Origin of the sequence: Pedobacter caeni, assembly GCF_900129215.1 — a bacterium.
In the GTDB taxonomy this organism is placed as follows: domain Bacteria; phylum Bacteroidota; class Bacteroidia; order Sphingobacteriales; family Sphingobacteriaceae; genus Pedobacter; species Pedobacter caeni.
In genome coordinates this window covers 91,350-118,342 of the sequence record NZ_FQUQ01000006.1, presented here as the reverse complement: position 1 = coordinate 118,342, position 26,993 = coordinate 91,350, and the positions used below count along the sequence as shown (strand labels likewise).

At 36.3% G+C, this 26,993-nt stretch carries 24 protein-coding genes; 8 read left to right on the top strand and 16 right to left on the bottom strand.

The window, feature by feature from the left end; translation table 11 throughout:
* Positions 1-20 precede the first annotated feature (20 nt).
* Both BUC20_RS27565 and BUC20_RS27560 read left to right on the top strand, forming a co-directional pair.
* Positions 21-2,360: a TonB-dependent receptor gene (locus tag BUC20_RS27565; protein ID WP_073236031.1), complete on the top strand. Its 2,340-nt coding sequence runs from the start codon at positions 21-23 to the stop codon at positions 2,358-2,360.
* 20 nt (positions 2,361-2,380) lie between these two features.
* Positions 2,381-3,349, top strand: coding sequence for a DJ-1/PfpI family protein (locus BUC20_RS27560; protein ID WP_073236028.1), 969 nt, complete (start codon positions 2,381-2,383; stop codon positions 3,347-3,349).
* Between the two features lie 348 nt (positions 3,350-3,697).
* On the opposite strand, the gene BUC20_RS27555 is transcribed toward BUC20_RS27560, so the two are convergent.
* The 13 genes from BUC20_RS27555 to BUC20_RS27490 form a co-directional block, all read right to left on the bottom strand.
* On the bottom strand, positions 3,698-4,825 hold the full coding sequence (locus BUC20_RS27555) for an epoxide hydrolase family protein (protein WP_073236026.1): 1,128 nt from the start codon (positions 4,823-4,825) through the stop codon (positions 3,698-3,700).
* Positions 4,826-4,938: 113 nt separating this feature from the next.
* On the bottom strand, positions 4,939-5,655 hold the full coding sequence (locus BUC20_RS27550; protein ID WP_073236023.1) for an alpha/beta fold hydrolase: 717 nt from the start codon (positions 5,653-5,655) through the stop codon (positions 4,939-4,941).
* 150 nt (positions 5,656-5,805) lie between these two features.
* Positions 5,806-6,960 (bottom strand): MFS transporter, encoded by a 1,155-nt coding sequence (locus BUC20_RS27545; protein WP_073236671.1) that lies wholly within the window; start codon positions 6,958-6,960, stop codon positions 5,806-5,808.
* Positions 6,961-6,971: 11 nt separating this feature from the next.
* A complete protein-coding gene (locus BUC20_RS27540; RefSeq protein WP_073236020.1) occupies positions 6,972-7,778 on the bottom strand; it encodes an MBL fold metallo-hydrolase in 807 nt (268 codons plus the stop codon).
* A gap of 134 nt (positions 7,779-7,912) precedes the next feature.
* Positions 7,913-8,752: a helix-turn-helix domain-containing protein gene (locus BUC20_RS27535; protein ID WP_073236017.1), complete on the bottom strand. Its 840-nt coding sequence runs from the start codon at positions 8,750-8,752 to the stop codon at positions 7,913-7,915.
* Positions 8,753-8,842: 90 nt separating this feature from the next.
* Entirely contained in the window at positions 8,843-8,986 is a 144-nt protein-coding gene (rhuM, locus tag BUC20_RS34335; RefSeq protein ID WP_084529338.1) for a RhuM family protein, read from the bottom strand.
* 477 nt (positions 8,987-9,463) lie between these two features.
* Positions 9,464-12,361, bottom strand: a complete 2,898-nt coding sequence (locus tag BUC20_RS27520; protein WP_073236011.1) for a KGGVGR-motif variant AAA ATPase — start codon at positions 12,359-12,361, stop codon at positions 9,464-9,466.
* A gap of 2 nt (positions 12,362-12,363) precedes the next feature.
* On the bottom strand, positions 12,364-12,936 hold the full coding sequence (locus BUC20_RS27515; RefSeq protein ID WP_073236008.1) for a hypothetical protein: 573 nt from the start codon (positions 12,934-12,936) through the stop codon (positions 12,364-12,366).
* A gap of 660 nt (positions 12,937-13,596) precedes the next feature.
* Entirely contained in the window at positions 13,597-14,397 is an 801-nt protein-coding gene (locus BUC20_RS27510) for an HNH endonuclease family protein (RefSeq protein ID WP_073236005.1), read from the bottom strand.
* Entirely contained in the window at positions 14,384-15,955 is a 1,572-nt protein-coding gene (locus BUC20_RS27505; RefSeq protein WP_073236003.1) for an AAA family ATPase, read from the bottom strand. Before BUC20_RS27505 ends, BUC20_RS27510 begins: the two co-directional genes overlap by 14 nt.
* Positions 15,952-17,550 (bottom strand): restriction endonuclease subunit S, encoded by a 1,599-nt coding sequence (locus BUC20_RS27500; RefSeq protein ID WP_073236000.1) that lies wholly within the window; start codon positions 17,548-17,550, stop codon positions 15,952-15,954. Before BUC20_RS27500 ends, BUC20_RS27505 begins: the two co-directional genes overlap by 4 nt.
* The gene (locus BUC20_RS27495; RefSeq protein ID WP_073235997.1) at positions 17,551-18,969 is read right to left on the bottom strand and encodes a class I SAM-dependent DNA methyltransferase; all 1,419 of its coding nucleotides are present in this window, start codon (positions 18,967-18,969) and stop codon (positions 17,551-17,553) included.
* A complete protein-coding gene (locus tag BUC20_RS27490) occupies positions 18,966-19,157 on the bottom strand; it encodes a helix-turn-helix domain-containing protein (RefSeq protein ID WP_073235994.1) in 192 nt (63 codons plus the stop codon). The genes BUC20_RS27495 and BUC20_RS27490 overlap by 4 nt, the downstream gene beginning before the upstream one ends.
* 336 nt (positions 19,158-19,493) lie before the next feature.
* Between BUC20_RS27490 and BUC20_RS27485 the strand changes: the two genes are divergently transcribed.
* The 4 genes from BUC20_RS27485 to BUC20_RS27465 all read left to right on the top strand — a co-directional run bounded on the left by BUC20_RS27485 (position 19,494) and on the right by BUC20_RS27465 (position 22,694).
* Positions 19,494-20,252, top strand: coding sequence for a hypothetical protein (locus tag BUC20_RS27485; RefSeq protein ID WP_073235991.1), 759 nt, complete (start codon positions 19,494-19,496; stop codon positions 20,250-20,252).
* Between the two features lie 365 nt (positions 20,253-20,617).
* Positions 20,618-20,929, top strand: coding sequence for a hypothetical protein (locus tag BUC20_RS27475; RefSeq protein ID WP_073235988.1), 312 nt, complete (start codon positions 20,618-20,620; stop codon positions 20,927-20,929).
* Positions 20,930-21,157: 228 nt separating this feature from the next.
* The gene (locus BUC20_RS27470) at positions 21,158-21,706 is read left to right on the top strand and encodes a BfmA/BtgA family mobilization protein (protein WP_073235985.1); all 549 of its coding nucleotides are present in this window, start codon (positions 21,158-21,160) and stop codon (positions 21,704-21,706) included.
* A 1-nt stretch (position 21,707) separates the two neighbouring features.
* Positions 21,708-22,694, top strand: coding sequence for a DUF5712 family protein (locus BUC20_RS27465; protein ID WP_073235982.1), 987 nt, complete (start codon positions 21,708-21,710; stop codon positions 22,692-22,694).
* A gap of 142 nt (positions 22,695-22,836) precedes the next feature.
* Here the strand turns inward: BUC20_RS27465 and BUC20_RS27460 are convergent, their stop codons facing one another.
* Together BUC20_RS27460 and BUC20_RS27455 are read right to left on the bottom strand one after the other, a co-directional pair.
* Complete coding sequence (locus BUC20_RS27460; RefSeq protein WP_073235979.1) at positions 22,837-23,103, bottom strand: hypothetical protein; 267 nt, start codon at positions 23,101-23,103, stop codon at positions 22,837-22,839.
* Between the two features lie 27 nt (positions 23,104-23,130).
* The gene (locus BUC20_RS27455) at positions 23,131-23,730 is read right to left on the bottom strand and encodes a hypothetical protein (protein ID WP_143166941.1); all 600 of its coding nucleotides are present in this window, start codon (positions 23,728-23,730) and stop codon (positions 23,131-23,133) included.
* 347 nt (positions 23,731-24,077) lie between these two features.
* On the opposite strand from BUC20_RS27455, the gene BUC20_RS27450 reads away from it, so the two are divergent.
* Entirely contained in the window at positions 24,078-24,335 is a 258-nt protein-coding gene (locus BUC20_RS27450) for a helix-turn-helix domain-containing protein (protein WP_073235974.1), read from the top strand.
* 32 nt (positions 24,336-24,367) lie between these two features.
* Positions 24,368-25,411, top strand: coding sequence for a DUF7638 domain-containing protein (locus tag BUC20_RS27445; RefSeq protein ID WP_073235971.1), 1,044 nt, complete (start codon positions 24,368-24,370; stop codon positions 25,409-25,411).
* A 118-nt stretch (positions 25,412-25,529) separates the two neighbouring features.
* Here the strand turns inward: BUC20_RS27445 and BUC20_RS27440 are convergent, their stop codons facing one another.
* Complete coding sequence (locus tag BUC20_RS27440; RefSeq protein WP_073236665.1) at positions 25,530-26,747, bottom strand: site-specific integrase; 1,218 nt, start codon at positions 26,745-26,747, stop codon at positions 25,530-25,532.
* Positions 26,748-26,993: the final 246 nt, after the last annotated feature.

Sequence of the window (26,993 nt, the reverse complement as noted above, 5' to 3'; positions counted from 1 at the left end):
CTATGCTATTAAGCGATATTATGAAACTCCTATATACGATATTTATACTCTTATTTTCCAGTGCAACTTTTGCTCAAAGCATTGATGGAACAATCAAAACGCAAACTGGAGAACCGGTACCACTAGCTACCATTAGTGTTTTAAACAGCACAAAAGTCACCACTTCTGATAAGGAAGGTAGGTTTAACCTCATTTTAACAGAGGGAAATTATCAGTTATCAATAAGCGCTGTTGGTTTTGCCACTCAATTTAAAAATCTTAAAGTGACCAATAAGTGGCCTAACAATTTAATGGTTCGACTTCAGGCTTCCAGTCAGCAACTGAACGAAGTGGTCGTGACCGCAGATAATATGCAGCAGGATATTCAAAAAGTTCCCGCGGCTATTACTTCTTTGGATGCCAAGCAGATCAGGGACTATCGTCTTTGGGATATTACCAACCTGACCGCTATTGCGCCCAACTTGTTTACCGTTGAACATGGTAACAGCACCAGTTCTAATTTCTTCAACATACGCGGGGTGATGGGTTTTTCCGGTGAACAAGCTGTAGCCACATATGTGGATGGTGTATACCAGTTTGATTATTTTTCTGCACCGCCTTTGTTCAATGATGTACAAAGTATCGAGATCCTACGTGGACCGCAGGGGACATTGTATGGCCGTAATGCTTTTGGTGGTGTGGTAAATATCACCACAAAACAACCCGGTAAAAAGCCAAGCGGCTATTTTGAAACCACTTTTGGTAATTACGGACAACAGCGTTATACAGCCAGCTTGTCAAACCCGATTATCGTCAATAAACTTTTTGCCAGTGGTTCTTTTACCTATAATCACCGAGGATCGATTTATTACAACGAATTTACTAAAAGCGGCTTTGACCGGAGAGAGGATTACTCTGGTAACTTCAACTTGCGTTACCTGCCATCGGCGGCCTGGTCACTTGCACTAAATGCAAAATTAGAAGATGACAATGACCGCGGCAGCTTTCCTTGGCTGGTCTCAATTGATGAAGTTTTGTCTAAACCTTACCAGGTGAACACAAATAACACCAACGTAGAGCGCAGGAAAAACTTCAATACTTCTTTAGCCGCCAATTATTACGGAAAGGATTTTAATTTTACTTCGGTATCTGCTTATATTGACTGGCATGCTTATTACGAGGGAAGGGGTGTTGATTATGACTTCAGTCCTTTAGATGCCCTAAGTAACGCACCCGATCAGCGACAGCATGTTTTTTCGCAGGAAATTAGATTTACCTCACCATCGGCAAGTAAGAGCCGGCTTAAATGGGTAGCAGGAGCCTACGGATTCACACAAAACACGCGCATAGATGCAATTACGTTCTTCGGGCCGGATTATGTGTTACTCGATCCTAAAGCTACCAATGCCCCGTTCATGAACACCAGTTTCAGCAAGGGTAATAACAAAGGTTACGCCTTCTTTGGACAAGCAACCTATGCAATCACAAACAAACTGGACTTTACTGCAGGTATCCGCTATGACCACGAGACCCGTAGTCTCAGCCAATACACAGACTATGAGAAGGTTGGTGATCCGGTAATCTCCTCGCCAAAGCAGGATTACAAGGCGAACTTCAATGCAGCAACACCAAAGGTTGTGCTTAGTTATAAGTTACAGGACAACATGTTATTGTACGGCAGTTATGCACGTGGTTTCCGTGCAGGCGGTTTGAATACCAACGCGACCGATCCTGCCCAGGTTCCTTACCAACCCGAGCATTCTGATAATTACGAGATCGGCTGGAAAAACACGTTCTTGGACAATAAGCTGAAATTAAACCTGACTACTTTTTACTTCGAACAGCATAACCAGCAGATCAGCACAGCAATGGATGGTATCAATGAATTAATCCTGAACGTGGGCGAAATGCACAACAAGGGTGTGGAACTTGAAGTCACGGCACTGCCCGTAAAAGGTTTGCAGATCGACTGGAACGCCAGTTATTCCCATGCGCGCTATGCATCGCTGTTATTGTACAGTGCAGACGCAGGTAAAGTGATCAACTTTAAAGGGAATAAACCGATCAATACGCCACCTGTCAGTTCTATGCTTGCTGCGCAATACACCTATGGCTTCACAGGCGGCAAGCAAAAACTATCTGCATTTATCAGGGGGGAATATCGCTATCTGGGTTCATACGAATTTGATTTTATTAATAATAAAAACCAGCCTGCTTACAGTTTATTCAATGCAAAAGCGGGCATCAGTACAAAATATTTTGAACTGAACTTTTGGGCACAAAACCTCATGGATAAAAAGTACATAGCTTATGGCTCTTTTAATGCATTCTTGTTGGGAAGCCCAAGAACCTATGGAGTGACCCTGATTGCTAATTTTTAAACAATTAAACAATAATAATTATGAAAAAACTGATTTTTGCTGCCACCATGATCTTAATGCTTGCAGCTTGTAAAAACAAAACAAACGATCTAGAAACAACAACAACAAAACATACTGAACAGATGGATATTAGTTTTCCTGAGCCTAAAGTGAAGATTAAGACAGTGGGTATTTTGCTTTATGATAATTACGCTGTTCTGGATGCGATGGGCCCCTACCATGTATTGAGCGAACTGATGGGCGCTAAGGTGTTTTTTGTGGGACGGCATAAAGGACTCATCACTACAGGAGAGGGACTGAAAGTGCAGTGTGACTCCTCGATCGCTGAGGTAAAGCAGTTAGATATCCTGGTTATTCCAGGCGGACTGAACGAAAGTTACATGGCTACAAAAGATACCGTCTTGCTGAACTGGATAAAAGCGATCGACCTCCACTCTAAATATACCACAAGCGTGTGCACCGGTGCCTGGATCCTAGCTGCTACCGGTTTATTAAAAGATCATCAGGCCACCACGCATTGGTTTGGAAAGCAAGTACTGAAGGATCAATTTGGGGTAGCCTCTGAAAATAAACGGTATGTAAAAAGTGGCAAATACTGGACGAGTGCTGGTGTTTCCGCGGGTATTGACATGAGCCTGGAAATGATCAATGAAATCATGGGTGAAAAGTATACCCAAATGGTCATGCTGGACCTGGAATATGATCCACAGCCACCAGTCAAAGGTGGCAGTGAACAGAATACTGATAAAAATACTGTAGAAAGCATGCGTTCTATGTACAACAGTGCTATAGCACCGCTACTACATCCTGAAAACCCATCATCTACTAAAATAAAGATTGATAACGACAAAGACCCGGTTTGTGGTATGTCCTTATCAGCAGTCTATTCAGACACGTTGAATTACAAAGGAACAGTATTTGGCTTTTGTTCCTCTGTGTGCAAACAAGCATTCAAGAAAAAGCCAGCTTTTTACCTGGGGACAGAATAACCTGGCAAATCTTATATGCTTTTGTATGCTCAGTAGAATATACCATTGAGATAGTCAAGAAGTTGAAAAGTCAAATCAGTAATGTGTATATACTAATATGAGGGCACTTTTTTCAATATAAAAACTCCATTAACACATTAAGCAGGATTGTTTTTATAAACATCCTGCTTTTTTATTTCTCCAATAACGAGGAACGTCTTGCGAAAATCATCTCCTTAGCTAAGGAGTTAAACGTGGTGGTTGAGAAGAAAAATGCTGATTTAAATCAAAAGGCCAGAACTAATCTAAAAAATCGTATTCTTAATTTTAAGGCTGAAGAACCTTCTTCTTTTGGTGGTATTATGTCGATTAACCCAATCTTGAGAAGAAATCTGTAATATCTTTTGAAAGCAATTCTGGTTGTTCCATTGCAGCAAAGTGCCCGCCAGCGGGCATTGTTGTCCAATGTCGGATATTAAAGCCTCTTTCAATATATGACCGGGGTGGAGTTGGCAATTCTTTTGGAAATTTAGCAAAGCCAACTGGCACTGTTACATATTCATTTTTTTTAAATACCAATGGTTTTTTACTGTTTTCGTTATAAATCCGCATAGAAGAATGTATGGTTTGTGTGATCCAGTATAAGGTGATATTGGCGAGCAGCTCATCTTTGGTAAAAGTATTTTCAATATTTCCATTATTATCACTCCAGCCCTTGAATTTTTCAACGATCCATGCACATAATCCAACAGGAGAATCATTTAACCCATATGCAGCTGTCAATGGTTTCGTAGCGTGCATATATGCATATGCACCTTCTCTGGCAGACCATTCCGCTCCGGCTTTCTGAAAAGCTAATACTTCTTCAGAAAGCTGTTCACCATCCGCTATATAGGGCTTATAAGAGCCAGAGATATAGTTGAGGTGCAAACCAATAATATTAGATGGATATTTTAAAGACAACCATGTGCTGATCCCCGCACCTATGTCACCACCCTGTGCTCCATAACGATGATACCCAAGTTCCATCATTAACTGATGCCAAATGTCAGCAACAAATTCGCTGTTGCAACCGGGATGAATAATTTTACTGGAAAAGCCAAATCCTGGAATAGAAGGGATCACCAAGTCAAAAGAAAAGTAAGGGTTTTCAGTCAATAGGGGGATTAGTTTCATCATTTCCAGAAAAGAGCCAGGCCATCCATGGGTAATTATCAATGGTACTGACCGCTTACCCTTTCCTTTGATATGCATAAAATGAATCTGGTGCCCATCAATATCAGCCATGAAATTGGGATAAGAATTGATTTCAGTTTCAACTTTTCGCCAATCAAATGTTTTCTGCCAATATTTTGTCAGTTCTTTCAAGTAAGAAAGATCAGTGCCATAATTCCAATCGGATCCTGTTATCCGATCTGGCCATCGGGTTAGATTTAACCTTAATTTTAGATCATCCAGAACTTGTTGTGGAACATTGACTGAAAATGGTTTAATCATATTGGTAGGTGTTGACATATTTATAAATTAATGATTTATTTCTGTGATGAAAGGTAACTCAATCAGAAGTTGATGGTTTTCATTGGTAAAACCAGGACCTTTTTCTGAAAACTCTAGCGGTGCAGATTAGAAATTTCGGATGATTTTGCAGCTTCTAGAATCAGCTGAGCTACTTCTTGAGGTTTGGAAGCTAATGAAAAGTGGCTGGCTTCTAAATAAATTATTTTTTTAGGTTTCATTCTTTCTGCCATTTCTCTCTGTGTTTCTGGCAAAATCATTTGATCGTTTGAAGACACCTGATACCAGGTAGGTTTATTCCTCCAGGCTGGATCGCCCATGATTCCAACAAAACATTTACTGTGGATTGGTTTTTGTGCCAGGGAGGCCACCAAGGCATTAGTTTCATCTAAGTCCTGGCAAAAACTTTTGTGGTGTTCATCATATTTAATCCATAAAAAGCCTTTGCTATCAGGATAGATGCTTGTTCTTCCAGACGGCTGCTCTATCTTTTCTGCGGATATACTCCCTAAACTCTCTCCTTTGTCGGGTGCAAATGCTGCAACGTAAACCATTCCTACTACCTTGTCATTATTTCCGGCGCCGGAAATTACTGCTCCCCCATAGGAATGACCTACCAACAAAACCTTGCCATCTTGCGCATCAATTAAATCATTTGTTGTTTGGATATCGTCCTCTAAAGAAGTTAGGGGATTCTGGACACTCCTGACTTTATATCCTTCTTTGTGCAACAGCGGAATAATATGTCTCCAATTAGAACCATCCGACCAAGCCCCATGTACCAATACAATGGTTAAATTTTTTGTTTTCATTTTTGATTATTTTAAAAGTTTAAAATTGTGATCAATTAGCTATTTTGTTTTTTTATTAAATTTTTCGATCTTCTTCCTTCATCTATAGATCATTTGTAGTGAGATATCTCTCTTCTATAAGATCGTTTTCATCAAATTCCAAATTCTCATTTAGCGGCTTGGGAAAGCAAACCTGCGCCCCATAACCACCAGCGAAATCACGATAACCATCAATAGAAAACTTGTCCATGATATTGCATCGGGACCTTTATAATCCAAAACCAACCCGCCGATAAATGCTCCGGAAAAAACCCCTATATTATAAACAGTGACAGTTATTGAACTTCCTATTTCAGGAAGCCCATTAGTAGCATTGATAGTTGCGGTTTGCAATAGCGAGGGTAGGCCACCAAAGGAAATGCCCCAGAATACGATACAGGTATAGAAAACAAAATAAAAATGACCCGCCAAAGAAATGATGAATAATACGCTCGTTCCGAGAACTATGGATGATAATAACGTTGATCTCATATGGGTATCAATAAACCTTGCAGTAATGAGAATTCCCAGCACCGCCCCCATGCCGAATAATCCCAAAGCAAGACCTGCATTATCTTTAATTCCATTAGTGACCATGATTGGCGAAAGATATGTGTAGGCTACATACACCGCAAGTGAGGTTGTAAATGTTGTGGTCATAACCAGAAACACACCTGGCATCTTGAATATTTTAACTCGTATGTTCATTTTCTTTTCATCAGCTTTAAGGTCAGGAATTTTCCATGCTATCCACACAATGAGCATAAATATCAATGCAGACAAGCCCGCAAAAGTACCTCGCCATCCAATGATCTGACCTAAAAAAGCTCCTATAGGCAATCCAACGGAAAGCGCAATGGTACTGCCGGCCATTACCATTGATATGGCCTTCCCCATATTCTTTTCATTTACCAATCTCGCCGCATAACCAGTCATAAGCGGCCATAGGACGCCGCTAAAGCCCCCTGCCAGTACTCGCATTACCACAGTAAGCAGGTAATTTTGTGAAAGAGCCGTAATGGCATTTGATAAAAAAAATCCAAAAATAACAATCATCAATAAAGGCTTACGTGAGAGGCCACTTGTTAATGCGGTGGCGGGAAAAGCTGTTAAGACTGTACCTAACGCATAATATGAAACCAGTCTTCCGATGCTTGATTCACGAACTTGCAGATCATTCGCCATATCAGGCAGTACACCTGCAGGTAAAAGTTCAGTTATGATAGCCGAAAAAGCAACCATTGTAAAGGCTAACAGCAAAAAAAACGGAAATTTTTCTCCGGGCATTTTATTAGTTATTACCATAATTCAAACCAATCACCAGGTTCTTTAACCATAATGCCCAGGTTTAAATCTCTTAAACTGGCAGTCAATCGCTCTATTGGATTTGCAGTCTCGATATAGGTTGGTGGTTTATGCATAGCATCATAATGTATTGGAACCACAAAGCCAGCTTTAAGGATACTTGCAGCTACGGCAGCCTGCTCCGGAGTCATTACAGCCTCAATGGAACTCATCGGTCTAAGCGGTGGAAAATCTACAATTGGAGCGTTTATTGGCAAGAATGCGACATTCAAGGGGCCAAACCTGTGAAAAATCCTCCACCATGAACCATGATGTAAGGTGTCTCCGGCATGAATGATTTTAAATCCCCCGCACTCTACAACCCAGCTAAGCTGGGGATCACCGAATCCATCAACAGCAGGTACCGAAAAAATTTGAAACGGCCCGACTTTTCTTTCTTCCCACTCACCGACTATTTCAGTCCTGAGTTTGTACTTTTTGAATTCGGTCTCCGCATACTTTGTCAGTGCCAAATCCGCATCGTTGCCCTTGGCCATAATCGGTCTAAAAACTGGCGCATCTTTGCTAAGCGCAACATCTAATGCCCCAGGATCCGCATGGTCATTGTGTAAATGTGTTAATAATGCGACTGAGGTTGCGCCTGTTTTTGAAGATGCTGGAAATCGCTCATCAGGATTACGTATCATCGGCAACTGCGAAATATCCTGAACATAATCTATCAAAAGCGTTTCACCTGCACACTCAATTTCCACGCCGGCCCAACCCAGCCTCCGCACCCTGACTTTTTCTTTATTACCCATAATTTTTTCTCGTTTTTTATTGACGAGACAAATGTGCAGGTAAAAAAGACACCATTGATAGACAGATCTTCCTTAAGAGTTAGCAATTCTTCCTGCACCGGATAAATGGAAACACTATGGAAATTTAAGAAGGTTTACTTGTATTGCAATGCGAATTTATCGCGATATTGAACAGGAGACATGCCTTCCCTATTGCGAAAAAAGCGACTAAATGTCTGAATATCGTTATAACCCAATTGATGGGCAATTTCTTTGATTGAGAAGTTGCTATAATTAATCTGCCTTCTGGCATGAATCATGATTCTATCATGAATAATTTCACGCGGAGTACGTTTTAGTACGGTAGAAAATAAGTTGGCCAGTGTTTTTGGTGACTTATTTAATTTTGAGGCATAAAAAGCAACGTCATGATGTTTGAGGAAGTGGGAGTCGACCAGATAATTAAATTCCCTGATGATATCCAGTTGTTTTTTCTCCAGGTTTTGTAAATCGGTAGATTTATTTAAAATTCTGACAGAGAGAATTAGCATTCTCTTCAGCATGGTTTCCAACATTTCTTTCTTCAGGAGATTTTCGTTAAGCATTTCTTTAGAGAAAATTTTCCATGAGGTCTCAAAATCCTCGGCGTCACTTGCATTTAAAACCAAACTTGGGACGTGTGTTGCGCTATAAAACAACAAACCTTTGCTCCCCACTTGACTATCCTGATCAATCATACAAAAAAAAGATTTATTGAACCGAATCATGCGGGCGCTACGAAGTCTTACATGATCTATTTTGTGAAATTCGGTTAAAAAGATAACCTCATTTTTTGAAAGTTGGTAAGGAACGTTATCAATGGTTATTGTTAAATTGTCTGCTGTATTCCAGATAAAAGTCTTGACCATTTTCTGAGCGCAAAAAACACTATCCTGATTTTCAGTATCAAGTTCAGTAAGACTGAGAAACTCTTTAGAGTCATTTTCGAAAACCATGGTTACAAATATAACTCCCTTCTTGAAACCGTCAAGTATCCTGTTTAAAGAATGGCCTTTTATCAGATATTCCTTCAGAAGTTTATTAGCCTAAATGCGAAATTGGGTGCCTAGTTTTGAATTTATTCTATAGCCAACTGAAATGATAAGATCCAAATTGTAGTGGATCACCTCTCTTTTTATAGTTCTTAAGCCTTCTGTTTGAACTTGTGCAAATTTTGCACAGGTTGATATCTCATCTAATTCTCTTTAGTTACCATAATCTGGATGGAATAGGTATGAACCTATATAAAAAGCATGAATAAAACACAGGTCGAGGATTAAAAAATAATTAATGGAGGAACCATTTTTAATTATTACTATAGGATGATTTAAAACAAAAAAGCCTGAAATCTTACGATTCCAGGCTTTTTGTATGGCTTTGATGACCATTTCAGCGGAGAGTGGGGGAATTGTACCCCGGGTTAAAACCCCGCTTTAATATGGTTTCGGAGAGGTTTGTGATTGGCGACTCACCGAATCACTCACCAGTCTTGTTTCTTTTTTTGCTGCAAATGCTATAGCAAAAGTAATCTTTTTTGCATAAAGTGAGGGCTTGGTTTTATAGAAAAGTTGAATACAGACAAATTCTTATATCTTAAACTACAATTGAAAATGATGTCGTTTCCAAAGGCTTTTTGCTAAAAGTTCCTTAGCGTATTTAAATCTTATCTACCTACGTCTTTTAAATTCATACTTTCGGCTTCTTAACCCTAGCCAATATTTATACAATTGCGCAAAATAAAATATACTTTCATTTGGCTTAGGTATCTCATGAATAATACCATTCGATATTAATATTTCTTTCAGTTCATCAATGTTTTCACTTTCTAGTTGTGTATTATAATACTTTAAAACCTCACCTAGTAAACTGTATAGTTCTGTTTTACCTAAAAATATGTGTTTATATTTGTCCCCCTTTTCTTTTAAGTAATTAAAAATTAGGGCTAAATCATTATTGAAATCTTCTCTAATTAAATCGTCAAAATGTTGCTTAACTGCATTGTTTCGATTCTCTCGAGAGGAATAATATTGGTAATGAATAATTGGAATTGTCTCTTGTGGTGTGTTAGAAAGAGCATCATCAATTGATCCATCAATTAAATTTATGAAAGGTCTTAAACTTATTGATTGTTGATCAGCATTGGTTAGATTGAAATAAAGCCAATCAAATGTTTTCCCTAGTAGCCCACCTGAAGTACTCTTTACTTCTTTTCCAAAAAAGCTAGTCATGAACGGCTCTATTTCATTCAAAAGCAATTTGAGTTGGAAGTTGTTCTTTTCGAGATACTTTTTTGTGTTCTTGAAAAAACGATCTTCATACCGTTTGCTTCTTTCCATGAGTGTAAATAATGCATCGTAAGAAGCAGGGTTAGAAAGTATCAATTTAAAAAAGTATGAGTAGACTTCCTCCTTTGACCATTCGATTTTTATAATATTATTTTCAAGGCGAGTTGTATTAGTTCCGGTAAGTCGATTATATAAATCAGTTCTAATAAAAATTTTTGGCGCTATATTTTTGAATCTATTTAGGCTATCCCACCAATAATCAATAAGTGGTGAAACAGTTTCACGCCACACATTTGGTTTTATTAAGTTATCGAGTTGATCATATAGAACAAATGTGAAAATTTTATTTTTCACTAAATGTTCGTCAAGATTTAAGAGATCTTTTTCTATTTCGGCTAATTTGTTCTGATCATAAATTAGATCTTCAAATCTTTGTTTTGTCTCTATAGAAGTAGCATAAGGTTTAATATATTCTTGTAATTTAGAGGCTGTTAGATAACCTAATTTTGATTTTGCATCTAAGAATATTGAATTCCATGTATAAACAAGCCAGAAATTTTTGAAATAGTAGGATTTATCTTCAATCTTTGATAATTGTATTTGATCGAAATCAAATGATTTTGGCTCTCCTTTACCCTTTAAAGAAATTATATCTATAAATCTATAATCTTTCTTGTCATGTTTACTCGCTCGTCTAAGTAGTTCATCTTTTACTGCTATTAATTTAGGATCTCTTAGAGCATTGTATAGGTAGGTTTTTCCTGTTCCCTTAAATCCTTGAATTAAAAATTTATTCTTGTCAAATAACATGCTCATTTGCTCTCGATAGAAGAAGGTTTTTGGATTAACTTCAGCATCTTCTGCAAACAAAATAGGATTGCCATTTTCATTCCTTAATGACGATCGTAAATTTTTTAATATTAAATTTCTAAGAGCGAGAGATCCCTTGACAGGCTTCGCAACTGTAGTAGGGAACATTTTATTTAAAGCCTTTGTATTATTTATGGCTTTAAATATTCCATTAAAGTCACTGAAATTTTTGGACTTAATAAGATTAATATGGTTTTGAAAATCCTGTTGTTCATCGTCATTTTGTTTAATCCCCAGCTTCTCTAGTGTGCTGTTTCTCCTTAACTTAAAAAAAGAAGGAATTTTACTATCTTCATTAGAGGAAATGTACTTCAATTTCTTTTCTTGAATAAATTGAACATATTGACCAACTTCAGATATAAACGCATTATGAAATGATTCACTTTCGCTAAGATCCTTTGGAAGGATAGAGTTTATAAGGAGTAATTCTGTGTCATTTTCGATATCACTATTTAATTCATAAAATTTATCTAATAGAAATCTTAAACCTGGTTTTGTTTGCTCGCTGCTTCCAAAAAATCCGACTATCAGGTTAGAAAGCATAAGTGCAGTTGTTCCAAATATATCATTGAAGCCTGTTCTTGAATCAATTAATATAACATCAGGTTTTATCTTTTCATGGATTCTTTTAAAAAGATTATTGAAGCCCTCTATCAGCGTGTATTCATTGGATAGATCTAATCTCGATAACCCTTCCAAATATTGATCACGGTGACTAACATATTCATCTGAGTCATTCACTGTTGTATCACTAAGGTTACCAGCGGGAACCAAAAATATATTTTCAATTCCTTTAATGCCTATGTCAGGTGAAATAATATAATCCTCAATGTCTACGGTCTCTTTAAATGCATAATCTACTAGAAACTCTACAACACCATTTTTTTCGCCAGATTTTAAAATAAGGTTATTAGCTAAATTAAAAAAGTTCAAATACCCTGGTGCTTCAAAATCGCAATCTATTATGCAAACCCTTTTATTATGGTTTAAAGCTAAATCTAAAGCATATGATGTTAATGTTGTTGTTCTTCCCATACCACCTTTGTACGAATAAAATGTAACTATTGGCACAGGAAAATCTTTGGTGAACTTATATAGCGAATTATGCCCCTTGTTGAGAAGTGAATTTAATCGATATTTTAATCCATAATCAATTGATTCAATCTCTTTAAATGAGTCGGATAGATAAGGGTATTCCTCAATTTCTTCCCGAGAAAACTTTCTGAAGTTGACTGCATATCCTTCATACTGCTTTTGTTTAGATTTAAAAAAATCATCATCGTTGCAAACTATGTAGACATCAATTTCTAAATTAAGACGAATTAATATCTTGTAGTCTTCGATTTGAAGGTTTTTACTCAATTTTAATTCTTTATTTAGCCGATTTGCTATTTCTAAAATTTTAATCATTGTTATCCAACTAATTTCATTAATCCATTGTAAACTTGGTCTGTTGTGGAGACAAATCTTTTAATATTGTCTATTGTTAATTCTATTGTGGAATATTGTGTTGACTCAGGATGATATCTAATTTCGACTTTCCAATTTAAAAAAAGGTTGATTAGGTCCTTATCCACACTAATGGTTCGGTCTATTAACGGAACTTTTGAATTGGGCAATGCTTTACTTAAAATTTGAATATTCCTACTGAATTCATGTTGCGAAATATAAAAAAGATAATTCCCTCTGCCATTTTGCCTAGGCACATCTGGGTAAAAAGTCAAATCGCATTTAGAACTAAAATTATGATCGATTTCATAAATAGAGCTTTTGCTCCATCTGAAATGTTTATATATTGAGTAATTGATGATGCTTTCCAATGTGTATCCCGATAAATAAAATAAATTATGCAATAATACTTTTATCTTTTGGTTATGATTTTTAGTGTCATTATTCTCTGAATTTAAAGAATCTAAGACTAATAAAATTGATTGACAAGATAGAAGGTGCTTGGCAGATGCCTTTTGATAATCTTGGTAATTCATGTGCTGGTAACTCTCAATGTGCAAAAATGGGAAGCGATACTTGACAAAGCATAAAATTGAACTTTTAAAGTAGTATTCCCTTAAACTGAATAATTAATTTTAGTAAAACTCGGATCCAATTAGTTTGACAAATTTTGGTCATTGATTGGAATGAGCGAAATTTGTTTCCTTTTAAAGATTTCCATGTTTTATCATTGGTAATCTTAAAAACTCAACTACTTCTGGAGAGTTCCATTTTGTTTATTGTCGTATTTATAGACAATTTTCTAGTCTTAAAATTTTCCATGAGTCGTTAATTATTTTTCTTATGTGGCTAATATAACAGGAAAATGTAAGATTTAACTGAAATGTATATGGATTTTGAAAATTTTATTGTTTTGTTGAATAACTCAAATGAGTTTATATAGATCGGATATTTTGGAGGGGGATTTTTTTACACTTGTTGCATTATAGGAAGGCCTTGCGTTTGATCTTGGTGTATTTTACTTTGTAATTTTTGTAAACATTTCTGTAAAATGAGAGTTTTCTTTTTTTGACCTTAAATAAGGCTTGTAATCATTTACTCAGTAACCGTATGATGTTTTGTAGCTACAAACACTATTTTAAAGTATTGATAATTTGTATCTTATCAATAGACGTTATTCTAAATTGTGAATATATTTAAGCTACTAAAAGATCTGAAGCCCAGTCATGGCCAGAACTTCTTAAACAATACTTCGCAGTAGCTGAATATTCTGATTCGGGATTTGCTAACTCTCTTAGTTCTTTCATCATTTTAATTATTTCTGCTTGCCTTGCTAAGTCATGATTAACTATTTGCAGCGTTAAGTGATTTTGAATTTGCATAATAAGTACTGTTGTTTTTCGATATTTTTCTCTTCGACCTTCCTTTAGCCCTTCTGAATTCAGATTATAGCGTTCAATTGAATAAAAGGCTCTTTTATAATCCCGTGAGTTCTGATCAGTAAATCTTGGTGTAACCTTTCCTTCCCCGTCGTAAGCTAGCTTGCTAGGGTCACTGATGTTAATTGGATCCAAAAATAATATATCTTCAAGTAATATGTTATCCCCGTAATTGTTTGCTTTATTCTGTAATACTGGAAAATAATCCTTTTTCCTTACGTTTATAGCTGGGCCCGCATATCTGTAATTAAGCCAATCAAATGCTAACCACCAATAGCCTCCTCTGTTTACTTTATTCTGATCTAAAGCCTTTGTTTTTGGTCTAAAATGATCTACATGACAATGAGCACCATCATTGATTGACTCAGAATACCAACATTTTCTATTACTTAGATTTTTTAGGAACTCTTTTAATTCTCCCCATAGATTTTGGTTTGCGTCTATAATAACTTTACGAGAAGCTTCATTTGGAGCTTGAATGAGCTGTTGAGTAATTAAATCAGCTCTATTTAACCAATTTTGATCAGGTAGATTTCCTTCTAAGTTAATGTAAATCATCTTTTTCCTCCTTAATGATAGTTGCAAGAATTTCTTGGGCTAATGTATTTTGTTTCGCTCTTTGATCATTATTCAGATTTTCAACTCTAAAATCCTCAATTTTACTCATTGCAATTAAGAACTTTTCAAAAAGTGGATCTCTATCGGTTGTATTTATACCTAAGACTGCTAATTCTTGGAATATTTTATTTAATTCGACTTTTTCATCATTGTTTAGTTGGAGTGAATCTTGTTTTACTATTAAATCATTTCTTCGATTTAATAAGTTGAATGTCTCTCTATCTAATGTACTAGGAAGCCCAAAAAAATCACTCGTTAATATTCCTGCTACGCCTAGACCTTTTGGATCGAAGTCAGGCTCTGTTGCTTTAATTTGCTTAGTAACTTCGTCGGAATAAAATATTCTAATTTCTTCTTTTGTTAGCCCACCAATCACCAGAGGGTCGTGAGTTGTCATTATAATCTGGCTACTGTTATCTTCATTAACAATTTTTTCCAGTAAACTCATATAGTTCCATTTCCATAAAGGATTTAGATGAGTATCTGGTTCGTCTAATAGCATGAGGGACTCCTCTTCCTTGGTAAATCTTAATAATCCCAATACAGTTAGTAATTGTTGTTCACCCTCACTTAGTTCTTTGAACGTAACATGACCATCAACATTCTTTTTTTGCACTTTAATTCTTACTTCTTGAATTAAGTCGGAGATATAGGTGCTTTCTAACATTTTAAAAAAATTAGCATTCGTCAAGTATTTAGTTGCTAATTGTTCCAATTTCTCTTGATTTGAAATATAAAGATATAGTTGCTCCTGATCCGGACTATGTAAAAAATCCAAACGTACTTTCTCTTTTGAAGGAATGGGAGCTAAGGAGAGATCCCAAAGATTACTTAAAAAGTCTTTTACTACCCCTTTGGCATACCAAAATCTGGGATCTCCACCCTTAATAGGTTTACCTTTAAACCAATCTGGTCGTTTTAATACAAATAAAACTGATTCTAGACCAGTAATATTTAAATATTCATTGAGAAATTTTTTAATATTCTCATTACCAAACGCATAGAAAGCCATTAGGACGAAATGACTATGAATTAGTCTGGCGTAGAACAAATGTCTCATCGGGTCATCTTTTCCGTCTAACAAATCTTTATAGAATCTTCTTTGATGTGTATCGAAATGTTCTTCTAATCTATTGCTTACCCCTGAGTAGTATGAAAAAACATACCTCGGCAGATATTCTGATTTATTTCTGTAGAATGCCGCTTTGGGCATCGAAGTGTCATTGTTATTAATGAAGAATTCGTAACCAGATGAAGAAGTCGGGTTTCCAACTATTCTGATATTGTTAGTTTTACATTGATATTCAATTTCAAACTCAAATAATGGATTTACTCTTAAATCTAAATCTCTAAAAATAATGACTAAGGCCTCCAGGAAATTGGATTTACCAGCTGCGTTTTGGCCTAGTAAAACTGTATTCAACTTAGAATTATCTAATTCAATTTCAAACCCCCTTAAATTCTTAAACCCATTTATTTTTACTTTGTCGATTCTCATTTTGTTAATTCTAGGTATCCTTTTTCAGATTCTATTATTTTTTTCTCAACCTCTACAAGTTTTTTGAGTTCCTCATAGAATTTATCAATACTGTCACTATACTCCGACATTTTCCATAAGTTGACTGCGCTCATTTTTCCATTTTTTTTGAGGAGTTCTTCAAGTTTCATGTTCATTTCAGTTTTTACCTCAGAAGAGGTGTGGGGTTCATCAAATAAGTTTATCTTGTTTTCATTTAAACCTTCAAAAGTAACAAGTCGTATACCTTCATTGGGGTTACCAATTAGTTCCTCGATATGAGATAAACTTAGATGTTCTATATCAATTATATTATTCTTAATATAACCTTCTAGTTGATCAAAATATACTATTAAAGATTCAATTTTTTCAGATATTACAACTTGTTCTTCCAAGCTGGGTATTGGAATCTTGATGCTTCGAATGTCAGATAATCTAAAACTGTTTTTAATCCCTCTATTAGGTTCTGAAAATTGGGATCTAGCTACAGTTGAAAGTAAAAAGTAGCCAATATATTTATTTCTAATTATTTCTGAAAGCCTTACTAAGGCTATATGTTGATTAATATACGCTTCTCCGAATTCTTCAGGTATCAAACCCAGTAGACCAACTTCTCCGGTTATAGAAATAAGATAGTCCCAGGCTTGTAAACGTGTTCTTGTTCCTTCGCCATCCAAAGGAGGAAGTACATGCTGAATATTTTCCATTCTTAGCTTGAAAGATTCTTTCGACAAATTGCCCATTCTAACAAAAATTGCACCTTGGTTAGAGTAATATTGCGCCCAGTCGCGAGAGCCGCTTGATATGAAGTCAGAAATGTCGTCCAACGTTGCCCATGCCCAAGTTGTGGGAATATTGTATAAAGGTTCGCTTAACGTTATACCAGTACTTGAAGAGAATAGATCTTCCTTTTGTTTTGAAGGTTTATTAGTCTTTTGGTTAAAAATCCGCTTCAATAAATCATAACCGCTTTCTTTGGGTTTATTTGATTTTCGCCATTCTTTTGTTAATTCTCCTTTAACTCCTTCTAAAATACTTGAGGCTTTCAAATCATGGATAAGATCAATTTGATAACTAAATTCTCTCTTACATTCAACTAGTTTTTTCTCTATGTTTCCAATTGAATCTAATATTCGTTTTTGCTCTTCTTTTGGTGGTAGGTAGATGTTTAAATCAAATAATAACTTTCGATTAATTCTTTTAGAACCAATCCCTTTAGTGAATTGCTCCAGTTTCAAATAAAAATTACCCTGCTTGAAAAAATAAAAAATCCATTCAGGATAACATGAATCATGTACGTCAAATGCAGGTATATCTGATGAAGATTCAAAGTCATTTAATTCGGGCGGAATAATTCCGAAAGCACCTTTGTGGAGATTTTGAGCACCAAAGATAAATTGGCCGGCTTTGCGGATGAAATACTTTGTAGCCCCTTCTTTATCAATTATTTCTGGTCGTTTTTCAATGCCACCTATGTTAAGCCTTACTCTTAATCTTTTATTCGGATCCGGGTTATCCGAATTTATTTTAGATTCTAATAATAAATCACCTAACTTTACTGTTATCCAATTTTTCATTTAGATATCTTGTTTAATTAAGGACATAAGTTGCTCACTTCTTTTTATAGATTTTTCTAAGCGCTTAATTATTTCAGAACTGGTTAGTTGTTCATCCGTCTTTCCGAAATAAGGGCTGGAGATATCAAGATTGTAATTCCTACCTTTAATTTCTTCAATGGAAACCTTCCAGGTATAGTCAGTTTCAGTTCTATTATTCCACCAGCTTTTTTCGCCATTAAATTCTTCAATGCTGATAGGCCTAGACCTATTATAACTTTTTTGACCTTTCGGGTATGGATGTTCATAGTACCAAATGTCCTTAGTGGAACTTCCTTTATCAAAGAATAATATGTTAGTTTTTATATTAGTATAAGGATTAAAAACTCCATTTGGTAAACGAACAATCGTATGAAGGTTACATGTGGCCAACAATTCTTCTTTTATCCTGGTTCTTACGCCTTCCCCAAAGAGGAAGCCATCTGGTAAAACCACGGCAGCTCTGCCGGATGGTTTTAAAAGGCGCATAATTAAAACCATAAATAGATCTGCTGTTTCTTTTGTTCTGAATTGTATTGGAAAGTTAGAGTCTGTTCCGTCCTCCTCTGCACCACCAAACGGGGGATTCGACAAAATTATATTTACTTCATCTTTTGCTTCCCACTCATCAAACTTTTTCGATAATAAATTATCGCGCCTAATTGATGGCACATCAAAACCGTGCAACATTAAATTTGTTGTGCATAATAAATGTGGTAATGGTTTTTTCTCTATGCCTCTTATTGAATCTTGAAGTATACTTCTATTTTTCGAATCATATACATATTCTCCTAAACTATTTATGGTACATTTTAAAAAGCCTCCGGTACCACATGCTGGATCTAATACAGATTCTCCAATTTTTGGTTTTATTATATCAACCATAAATTGAGTGACTGCTCTCGGAGTGTAGTATTCACCTGAAGAACCTGCACTTTGAAGTTCTTTTAAGATGTTTTCATAAATATCATTGAAAATATGCCCATTATGAGAATCCGAAAAGTCAATTTTATTGATTTCATTTATAACTTGACGGAAAAGCACTCCGTTTTTCATATAGTTATAAGTATCTTCAAATACTGATCTGACAATTTTTGCCTGATCTGTTGTGGTGTTTTTAAGACTCTTCAACGTGGGAAATAATTCCGAATTGATGAATTCTATCAAAGGCTCTCCAGTTAAACCTGTTGTGTCCGCTGCCCAATTCTGCCATTTTAGCTCTACAGGGATTGGACTAACATAATTTTTGACTTGTGTCTCCCATTCATTTTCCTTATCGGCAAAAATTTTAAGGAAAAGCATCCATACCATTTGTGAGATGCGTTGCGCATCGCCATCTACACCCGTGTCTTTTCGCATAATATCACGAATAGACTTAATATTAGCAGTTAAATTGCTCATTCAATATTATTAATTAATTCCTTTGGACTTACTTTCAAAATTCTGGCGATTTCAAAAAGTACTTCGAGCCTAGGTTGCTGCCTATTTTGTACATAGGAGTTAACCATGTTATAGCTTTTACCGAGCTTTTCGGAAAGCCATTTTTGTTTAATTTTTTTCTCAATTAAAACCTCTTTGATACGGTTCATACTTGCTGAAAGTTTAGCGAAAATATGATATTATATACAATGTATCTCACTTTATAAGATGTTTTTTTATTACTGCTTAGTTTCTAACAACATACTTTAACCTTGCCTAGGTAATTGTGAAAAATCATTGATTTACTCTCCTCATCAAATCTAGTATAGAAATAGTATTTAAGTCGTGTAATTCGATTATCGGATATTAAACATGTTGGAGTGTGTGCTTTTTGTTGTCCATTGGTTAATGAGTTTAGTGAAGTAGGTATGTGTCTCTGTCTTAAGTTAGGTTTGTTGCGTTGTTTTTGTGATATTTACCTTAATGTGACTTTAGTTGGGTTTTTTATGAAAATAAGCTACTTTAAACCGCGCAAATTTTTGGATTTTTCACCCCATCCTTATGACATTGGTAATCTAATGGGGCCTTGGCAAAAATATGAAGACAATCATCTTTTAAATAGGATATACGAGCTCGAAGAAGCAGAATTTGAAAGCTTTTATATGTGTCATCTTGCACACGCCTTAAAAAACAACGCGTGTAACGAAGAGACGTTCTTTTTTAAAATATGGGAAATTGTTGAGAATAGAATTAATAGGCTGAAAGGAGAAGATCCTTTCTCGTATTATCATGATAGACATGTGTTTAGGGTCGAAAAACTACAGCAGTTCCAGAAATGCCTAAATAGTATTGATCAATGGAATGCCAGGCCAGACCATATCATTATTACTGAAAAAGAAGAAATCATCCAGAAACAAAAGAAAGAAATTGAACAGCTTCAGGGCCGTTTGGATGCACTAAAGGCATACGAAGTCTCTCAAAAGATTTGGATCAAAGAAGGTTATCTGACCACTGTGATTGATTTATTTCAAAAAATAGAAAAGTTGGAAGTGCCTGGTGGTGGGAATCTCTTAAAATACGATCACCAAGTTGCTTATCCCAGAATGATCAGTAAGTATTTCTCGCATGGAGGTAATGATATACCCATTGAAACTTTGCGTAATTATTATGTTAGCAAAAAGGATGATGAGCCAGTAAAAGGAACTTCGATCCAATCGGAACGGAAGCTTTTCAAAATTGTACCTGTAAAGGGTACAAAAAAATAACAACCGGTTCAGGGTTTGCACATGACCACGTTAAACCTGTGGTCATGGTTTCGGGTGCTTTATGATCCACATTTGCTCCGTAAACTTAATAACGAAGGTAATATGCAAATCGAGGTTCTAACAAAAGAAGAACTGTTAAAGTTCAAGTCCGAACTTATTCAGGAAATTAAACAGGCCATCAAATCAGAGGATGTGCAACCCAAACAGTGGCTTCGCAGTTCCGAAGTCAGAGATCTACTAAAGATTTCATCCGGTACGCTTCAAAACTTGCGCATTAAGGGAATACTACGGTATGAAAAGGTAGGAGGTATATTCTATTATGCCTACACGGATATTGTTCAGTTGTTGGGCGAAATTGGGAACTCATGATGGATACAGGAAAACAACTCACCAGCTTTTTAAAGTTGGCCAGTGAAAACAATCGTTTCCATCAATCACACTTTAGCCTTTATTCGGCCATACTCATGTGCTATACCAAAGGCTTGTGTCAAAATCCTTTCCGGGTTTCAAGAAGGGAACTAATGAAGCATTCAGCGATTCATTCTTTTGCTACCTACCACAAGTGCGTGAAAGAACTGGTTAGCCATGGATACATCGACTACCAGCCTTCGTATCATCCCAGGCTAGCCACTCAGGTTACTTTGTTAACTGATGTTGATGCAGATCATGAGGGGTAGGCTTCTTGCAAGTTATGTCCTTTTCCTTCTTCGGGAAAAGGAGCAAGCGGAAGTTGGGCAGTGGCCCTACTTGCTTGCCGTATGCCTTGCAAACGGTGTTTAAAGAACCCTCCAGGGGTTCTTTAGTGTGCTGAAAGCACATTAGTAAAAGAAAAGCGATCCTCAGGGAGGGTGCTAAATAATTGTTTATACAGCTATACAATGATATAGCTATAAAGATATACTGATATGCAGGAGAGTTTAAGAACAGTAAAATATTCGGCATCAGATGCCATCAAGTTTGAAAAGGTTGCCTTGAAACTAGGCAGGTCTAAGCGCTTGGTTTTTAACCAGATGGTTGATTATTTCTATCGAAGTAAGAAAGATCCTACAGACCTGAACGATGAGCTTTTGAAAAATACCATATTAAAAGGCCAGAAAGAGTACATCGGTTTTATTAAAACCCAGGAAGCAGAATTACTCATTCCCATTAAACGGGATGTGGTCAGAATGGTAGAATCTCAAAAGACAATAATGGGCTGTTTCAACAGTCAGGTATTGCAGTATAATAATGACGCGTTAAAGAACCAGAACCAACAAGTATTAAGCCTTACCAGAATTCAGGAATTTATAAAAGGGATTAGTGATAAAGTGGATGAGAAGGAAAAACTAAAAGTAAAGTTTCTAAGTATCCTGGATACTTATATCAGACTAAGGGATTCTTTTGGGTTGATGACTTCCGGCAAAGATAAAGAGGTGCTGATTGATAATACCCGGAAACAAGTTGCTAGGCTGTAATATGTACATCAATATTACCGATAGTGAAATCTCAAATAATAAAGGGAGCAGTAGTGAGCTTACCAGTTATCTGGAAAAGGAAAACAGGTTGTACAATAAACAAGAACCTGAGTATTGGTTTAATCACAATAGCCAGCATATAGAGCCTTTTGAAGTCAGAAGGGCTATTGATGGTAATATTGCAAAGCTTTGTAAAACTGATGCTAAATTCTTCCTGATTAATATCAGCCCAAGTCAAAAGGAATTAAACTTCCTGAAAGAACGGTTTGGAGCAGCAGGAGTTAAGGATCAATTGAAACGGTACGCGGAAAAAGTAATGGATGAATATGCGAGGAATTTTAAACGTACAGGAATTGACAGCGCTAAAGACCTCATGTGGTTTGGTAAGGTAGAAAATTACCGTTACTATGGTTATAAAGATAAAGAAGTCTTAGAGGGCGTTAAAAAGCGTGGAGAGTGTAAAGAAGGTGAGCAGATGCACATCCAGATTATAGTAAGCCGTAAGGATGCTACCAATAAGATTAAACTGAGTCCTATGAACAATTCTAAAGGAAAGAACGAAGGCCATTCCAAAAAACTAGGACAATTTCACCGGGTAGCTTTTAAGCAGTCCGGTGAAACTGTTTTTGATCAGTTCTTTCATTTCGACAGACAACTAAAAGATACCATGGCTTATGCCAATATCCATAAGAATGGAGATCTAAAACAAAAAGAGCAGTTGTGTGCATTGGAATTTGGTGCAGAACGAAATTATCATTCCAAATCCATCGCGAATGATTTTGCAAAAGAGGTGGCAGCAGGTCTTTTCCATTCTACAGCCGATATGTTTCAAAGCATAGGCAAGACTGCTTCCGATTTCTTTGAGATTCTGATGGAGCCAGTGTATAGTCCCGGATTAGACATAAGCCCAGTGGAGGAAGCAGAAAAAAGAAGAAGAAAAAAACGGAAAGGTCGAAATCAAGATCACGGCCAAGGGCTTAGTCGATAATGGTGGTGGATTTTACAAGGGCAGTTTTGCCCCACGCGCATTTTCGGCCTGCAAAATCCCTTGCGCTCATTGCCCAATTGGGATTTTGCTCTGGTGTTTACGGAAAAGGCCTCTGCTGTAATAGGGGTAAGAAGCTTAACACTCAATGGAGGAGTTCTTTTAAACTTCGGGCTTCCGGATTTTGGCTTGCCAGTGTTCCCGGCTCAAAGTCAAACAATTGTTCCATGATGACTACTTTTTCGTAGGGAATATCCTGAACATCATTTATCAGGATTTTCCGGTAATTGTGAAATGTGTTTAAGGAAACACCCAATAGTTTTGGAAGAAGTTGTATTGCTTTGCGGTATTGCCATACGTTTAGGTTGTACAAATATTCGTTGATCCTGTATTTGCTAATCTGTTCGTTCATAACATTAGTTTAAGGGTGTATATGACTTTAGTTTACGGTGGTGGTATTGCTTATATAGAGTACAGTTTGCGTAATGTCAATCAGGTAAATGACCTCTATCAGCTTTTCCAGATACTCTTTTACAATTACCATCGCGCTTCCATCCTCAATGACCTCATCAATGGTTGTCTGACGATAGGCGTATTCAACGATCCGGCTCAACATTAACCGCCATTCGTTCAGGCTTAGAAAACTGAAAAAATCTTTAAAAAAGCAATGGGTGTTTTTAATCTCTTCCTGAGAAAGACTTTTAAAATGGGTACTTATTAATACGTTGTAATAGCGGGTGAGGTCTTTTGCACAAGGTGAGGCATTGGAAGAAGCACAGTGAAGTGAGAACTTTGTACCCTTACAAAAGAAGATGTGTCCAGCTTCTAAAAGTTTAAGCAGACATCTGTAATTATAAAAATACTCTTCGCTTTTACCGTGCTGTATGGTGCTGCACGCAGAGCGGATCAGGTCATGGATTTGTGTGCGGAAGGCTTCTATGTCAATTTCATATCTGCAAAAGTCCGCAATGAAGGTGTGAGGGTTTAAGATCTGCTTATCTGTAAGCTGATTGTACCGAAGGTTTCTTTTGTTGCTCATAATTTTGAAAATTAACTGAGCCCTGGAGATGCAGAAATAGGTGCGGAACTGCATCTCGTGGTTGCATAAAAGTTTCTGAAGCCTTACGTAACACGAGTGTACAGCAGTCCCGCACCTATTTTAGGAATATGCAAATATAGCATATTAGTAAATAGGCTTGGTATTCTGCTGTCTTGCGTTACGGCTTCAGAAATGCAACCGCAAGACCCTTAATGTCTTAATAACTGTTTATTATCGCATGTATAATTATTTAACACTCTAAGATAAGGATATAGCTTGTATACTCCAAATAAAAATACTCTTTTTATGGAGTGTATTAAAATGGAGTATTTGCTTTACTTTATTTCATGGCAAACAAGAATCTTTTAACAAGTGAACAAGAATTAAAGAAGATAGGTTTAAGACTTAAAAGCCTTCGTAAATCCAAAGGTTACACAAGTCCAGATACGTTTTCTTATGAAAATAACTTGAATCGTTCTCAGTATGGTAAGTATGAGGCTGGAAGCGCCAATATAACTATTGGCACGTTGATCAATATTTTAAATTGCTTCGGTGTAAGTTTAAGCGAGTTTTTCAATGAGGATTATGACAATCCAAGCAAATAGTAAATTCCTTATGATTATCTGACTTATAAGCAATGAGACTATTTGATAAAATATTTAAAACCAAAAAAGGGGCGGAGCCAACAGACTTAACGACAATTACACGAACGGAAGTTATTGAAGGTTTCTCAATTCCAGGGATTATATTAAACATGCAATATCACTATACTGACTTGCAAGTTTATAGTGATGGACTTATTTCTTGTTGGGAGATGGTTGACCTTGAAATGTTCAAAGAAAAATTGAATAAAAACTGGGTTATTACTTCTGTACCTGATGGGGAAGCGATCTCAATTTTCAGTTTGGGAAATTGGTATATTGATAACGGTGATTGGATACATACAAAAGAGACACTTTATAACCATGTTTACTCGCTGGTGAAAAGGCTTAATCCTACTACTGAGAACCTTTACAATTACAATGGCAATAATTCAAGAATGATTGGCAAGACAGAAGTCGCTAAGCATTTCATGCCTGACCCAAAACCATATCGCTATGAAGATCCAGAGTCTTTCTTCCCCAAAAAGATAAATGGCGAAAAGTTTAATGTTTTCTTTAGAAACAGCGACAATAGAACATATTTAGCAGAACTTTCGGTTTATAAAAGCGGATATATTGAGATTACAAATATCCCTGTAAAGAGAATTTTCAAAGTCGATGATTTGAAACTTTTAATATCTGAAGGACAAATTACTACAAGCCCGAAAATTGGTGAGACTATTACAATTTTAGGATTGGGATCATTTTCTGTAACGTCTGGGGAAGGGGTTGATATCACCCATAAGTATGATGAATTTATGGACAAATACAATGAACTCAATGGTAAAGAAAATAGCATCGCAAAATGTGCAAGAATTTTTGAAGAGTACAAGAAACAACCAACTCAGAAAGCAAGACAGGAGCTAAAACAAGCTTATGAAGAGGTTCCCACGCATAATAGAATTTTTGTTGGAACAATGGATACTAAAGACTATGAAGTTCGTCACGTAATTTATGGCGACATAGTGAAAAGTGAATTTGAAGATGAAAATGGGTATGAATATCCTTATGATGATATGCCCAAACCAAATGATGAATAATAACGATATTCTATTAAATAGAAAAGCGGAAATGATCTCCGACCATTCCCGCTTTATAAATTAACGCTCTCATATATAAAAACGCTAAGAAGAGTTAAATATTGTGTGGTCCTATAGATTAAATCACAGCATATTTCTTTTTCAATAGCGCCATATCAGCACCAACCTTAATATCCAGAATTTTAGCGTAATGTTGAGTGGTCTGGATGTTTGTATGCCCGAGCATTTTTGAAACACTTTCTATAGGAATTCCATTTAGTAGGGTTACTGTTGTTGCAAATGTATGGCGGGCAATGTGAAAGGTTATTGGTTTATCTATACCACAGAAGTCAGCTATTTCCTTTAGATAGCTATTCATCTTCTGGTTGCTTAAAACAGGGAACAACATTCCGGTATTTAAGCAGATCCGGTTCTCCTGATATTTATTTAGTAGGCCAGAGGCCATTGGCAGTAACGGAATGCGGGAAGGAGTGTTGGTCTTCTCTCTTTTTATGGAAATCCATTTTTCGCCATCTATGCCGTTTACAATGTCCATTCTCCTCAAATTTTTAACGTCTATATAAGCCAGTCCGGTGAAACAGGAAAACAAAAAGATGTCCCTTACATGAGTTAGTCTTTCAGTTGCCATCTTTTTATTGGCTATTAACTCAATCTCTTCGGCATTGAGATAAACCCGATCTACCTTTTTGACTTTAGGTTTGTAGTTTAAGAACGGATCAATGGTTAACCAACCATTGGAAAGGCAAATACGGATTATCTTACCAAAGTTCTTCAGGTACTTTACCGCAGAATTGTTTGCGCATTTACGGACAGAACGGAGGTAATAATCGTACTCTGAAATGAAAGTATAGTCTACTTTTTTGATATCAATATCTATGAGTTCGTATTTCCAGGTTAAGAAATCTATCGTGTGTTTTAATGAGGTCCGGTAACGTTCCGCAGTTCCCTTTTTAAATTCACTTCCAATCAATGACTCCATTTTCAGGTTATGATCTTTAAAGACTTCAATCAAAGTCATAAACTTTTCCGTTTTGCCCTGGAATTTATTACGCAGTGTTTCAGCAGTAATCATTTCATCTGCTTCCATTAAAAGACTGTGGGCTTCATAAACTTTGATCTGTAGATGATCTAAGAAAGTGTTCAGTGTCTTTATTTCTTCTTTGTTACCATTTGCTCTGCCTACACGAGCATTCCATCGGGAAGGCTCACAACTACGTCCAGTAGTTACTTCTGATCGGTTACCATTCACTGTAATGCGAAGATAGATAGGGGCAACGCCTTTTTGATAATTCTTTGGCTTCTTCATGTAGAAGAGCAAGCTGAAATTGGTTTTCATAATGTTAAACATTAAAAAGTAAACAAATTTAGCCTTGCAGTGATTGAGAATCAAGATGTTTAGTCTCGTAACATGTTCATTATCAGTTTTGTATTTGATTTCTGGTGAGTCATTTCCTTTTCCGGATTTACTCACCGAATCACTCACCAATCTTATGGGAATTAATGAGAATTTTGATACCTGATAAAAACAAAAAAGCCTGCTATCTTACGATTTGCAGGCTTTTTCTTGGTTTTGATACCATAG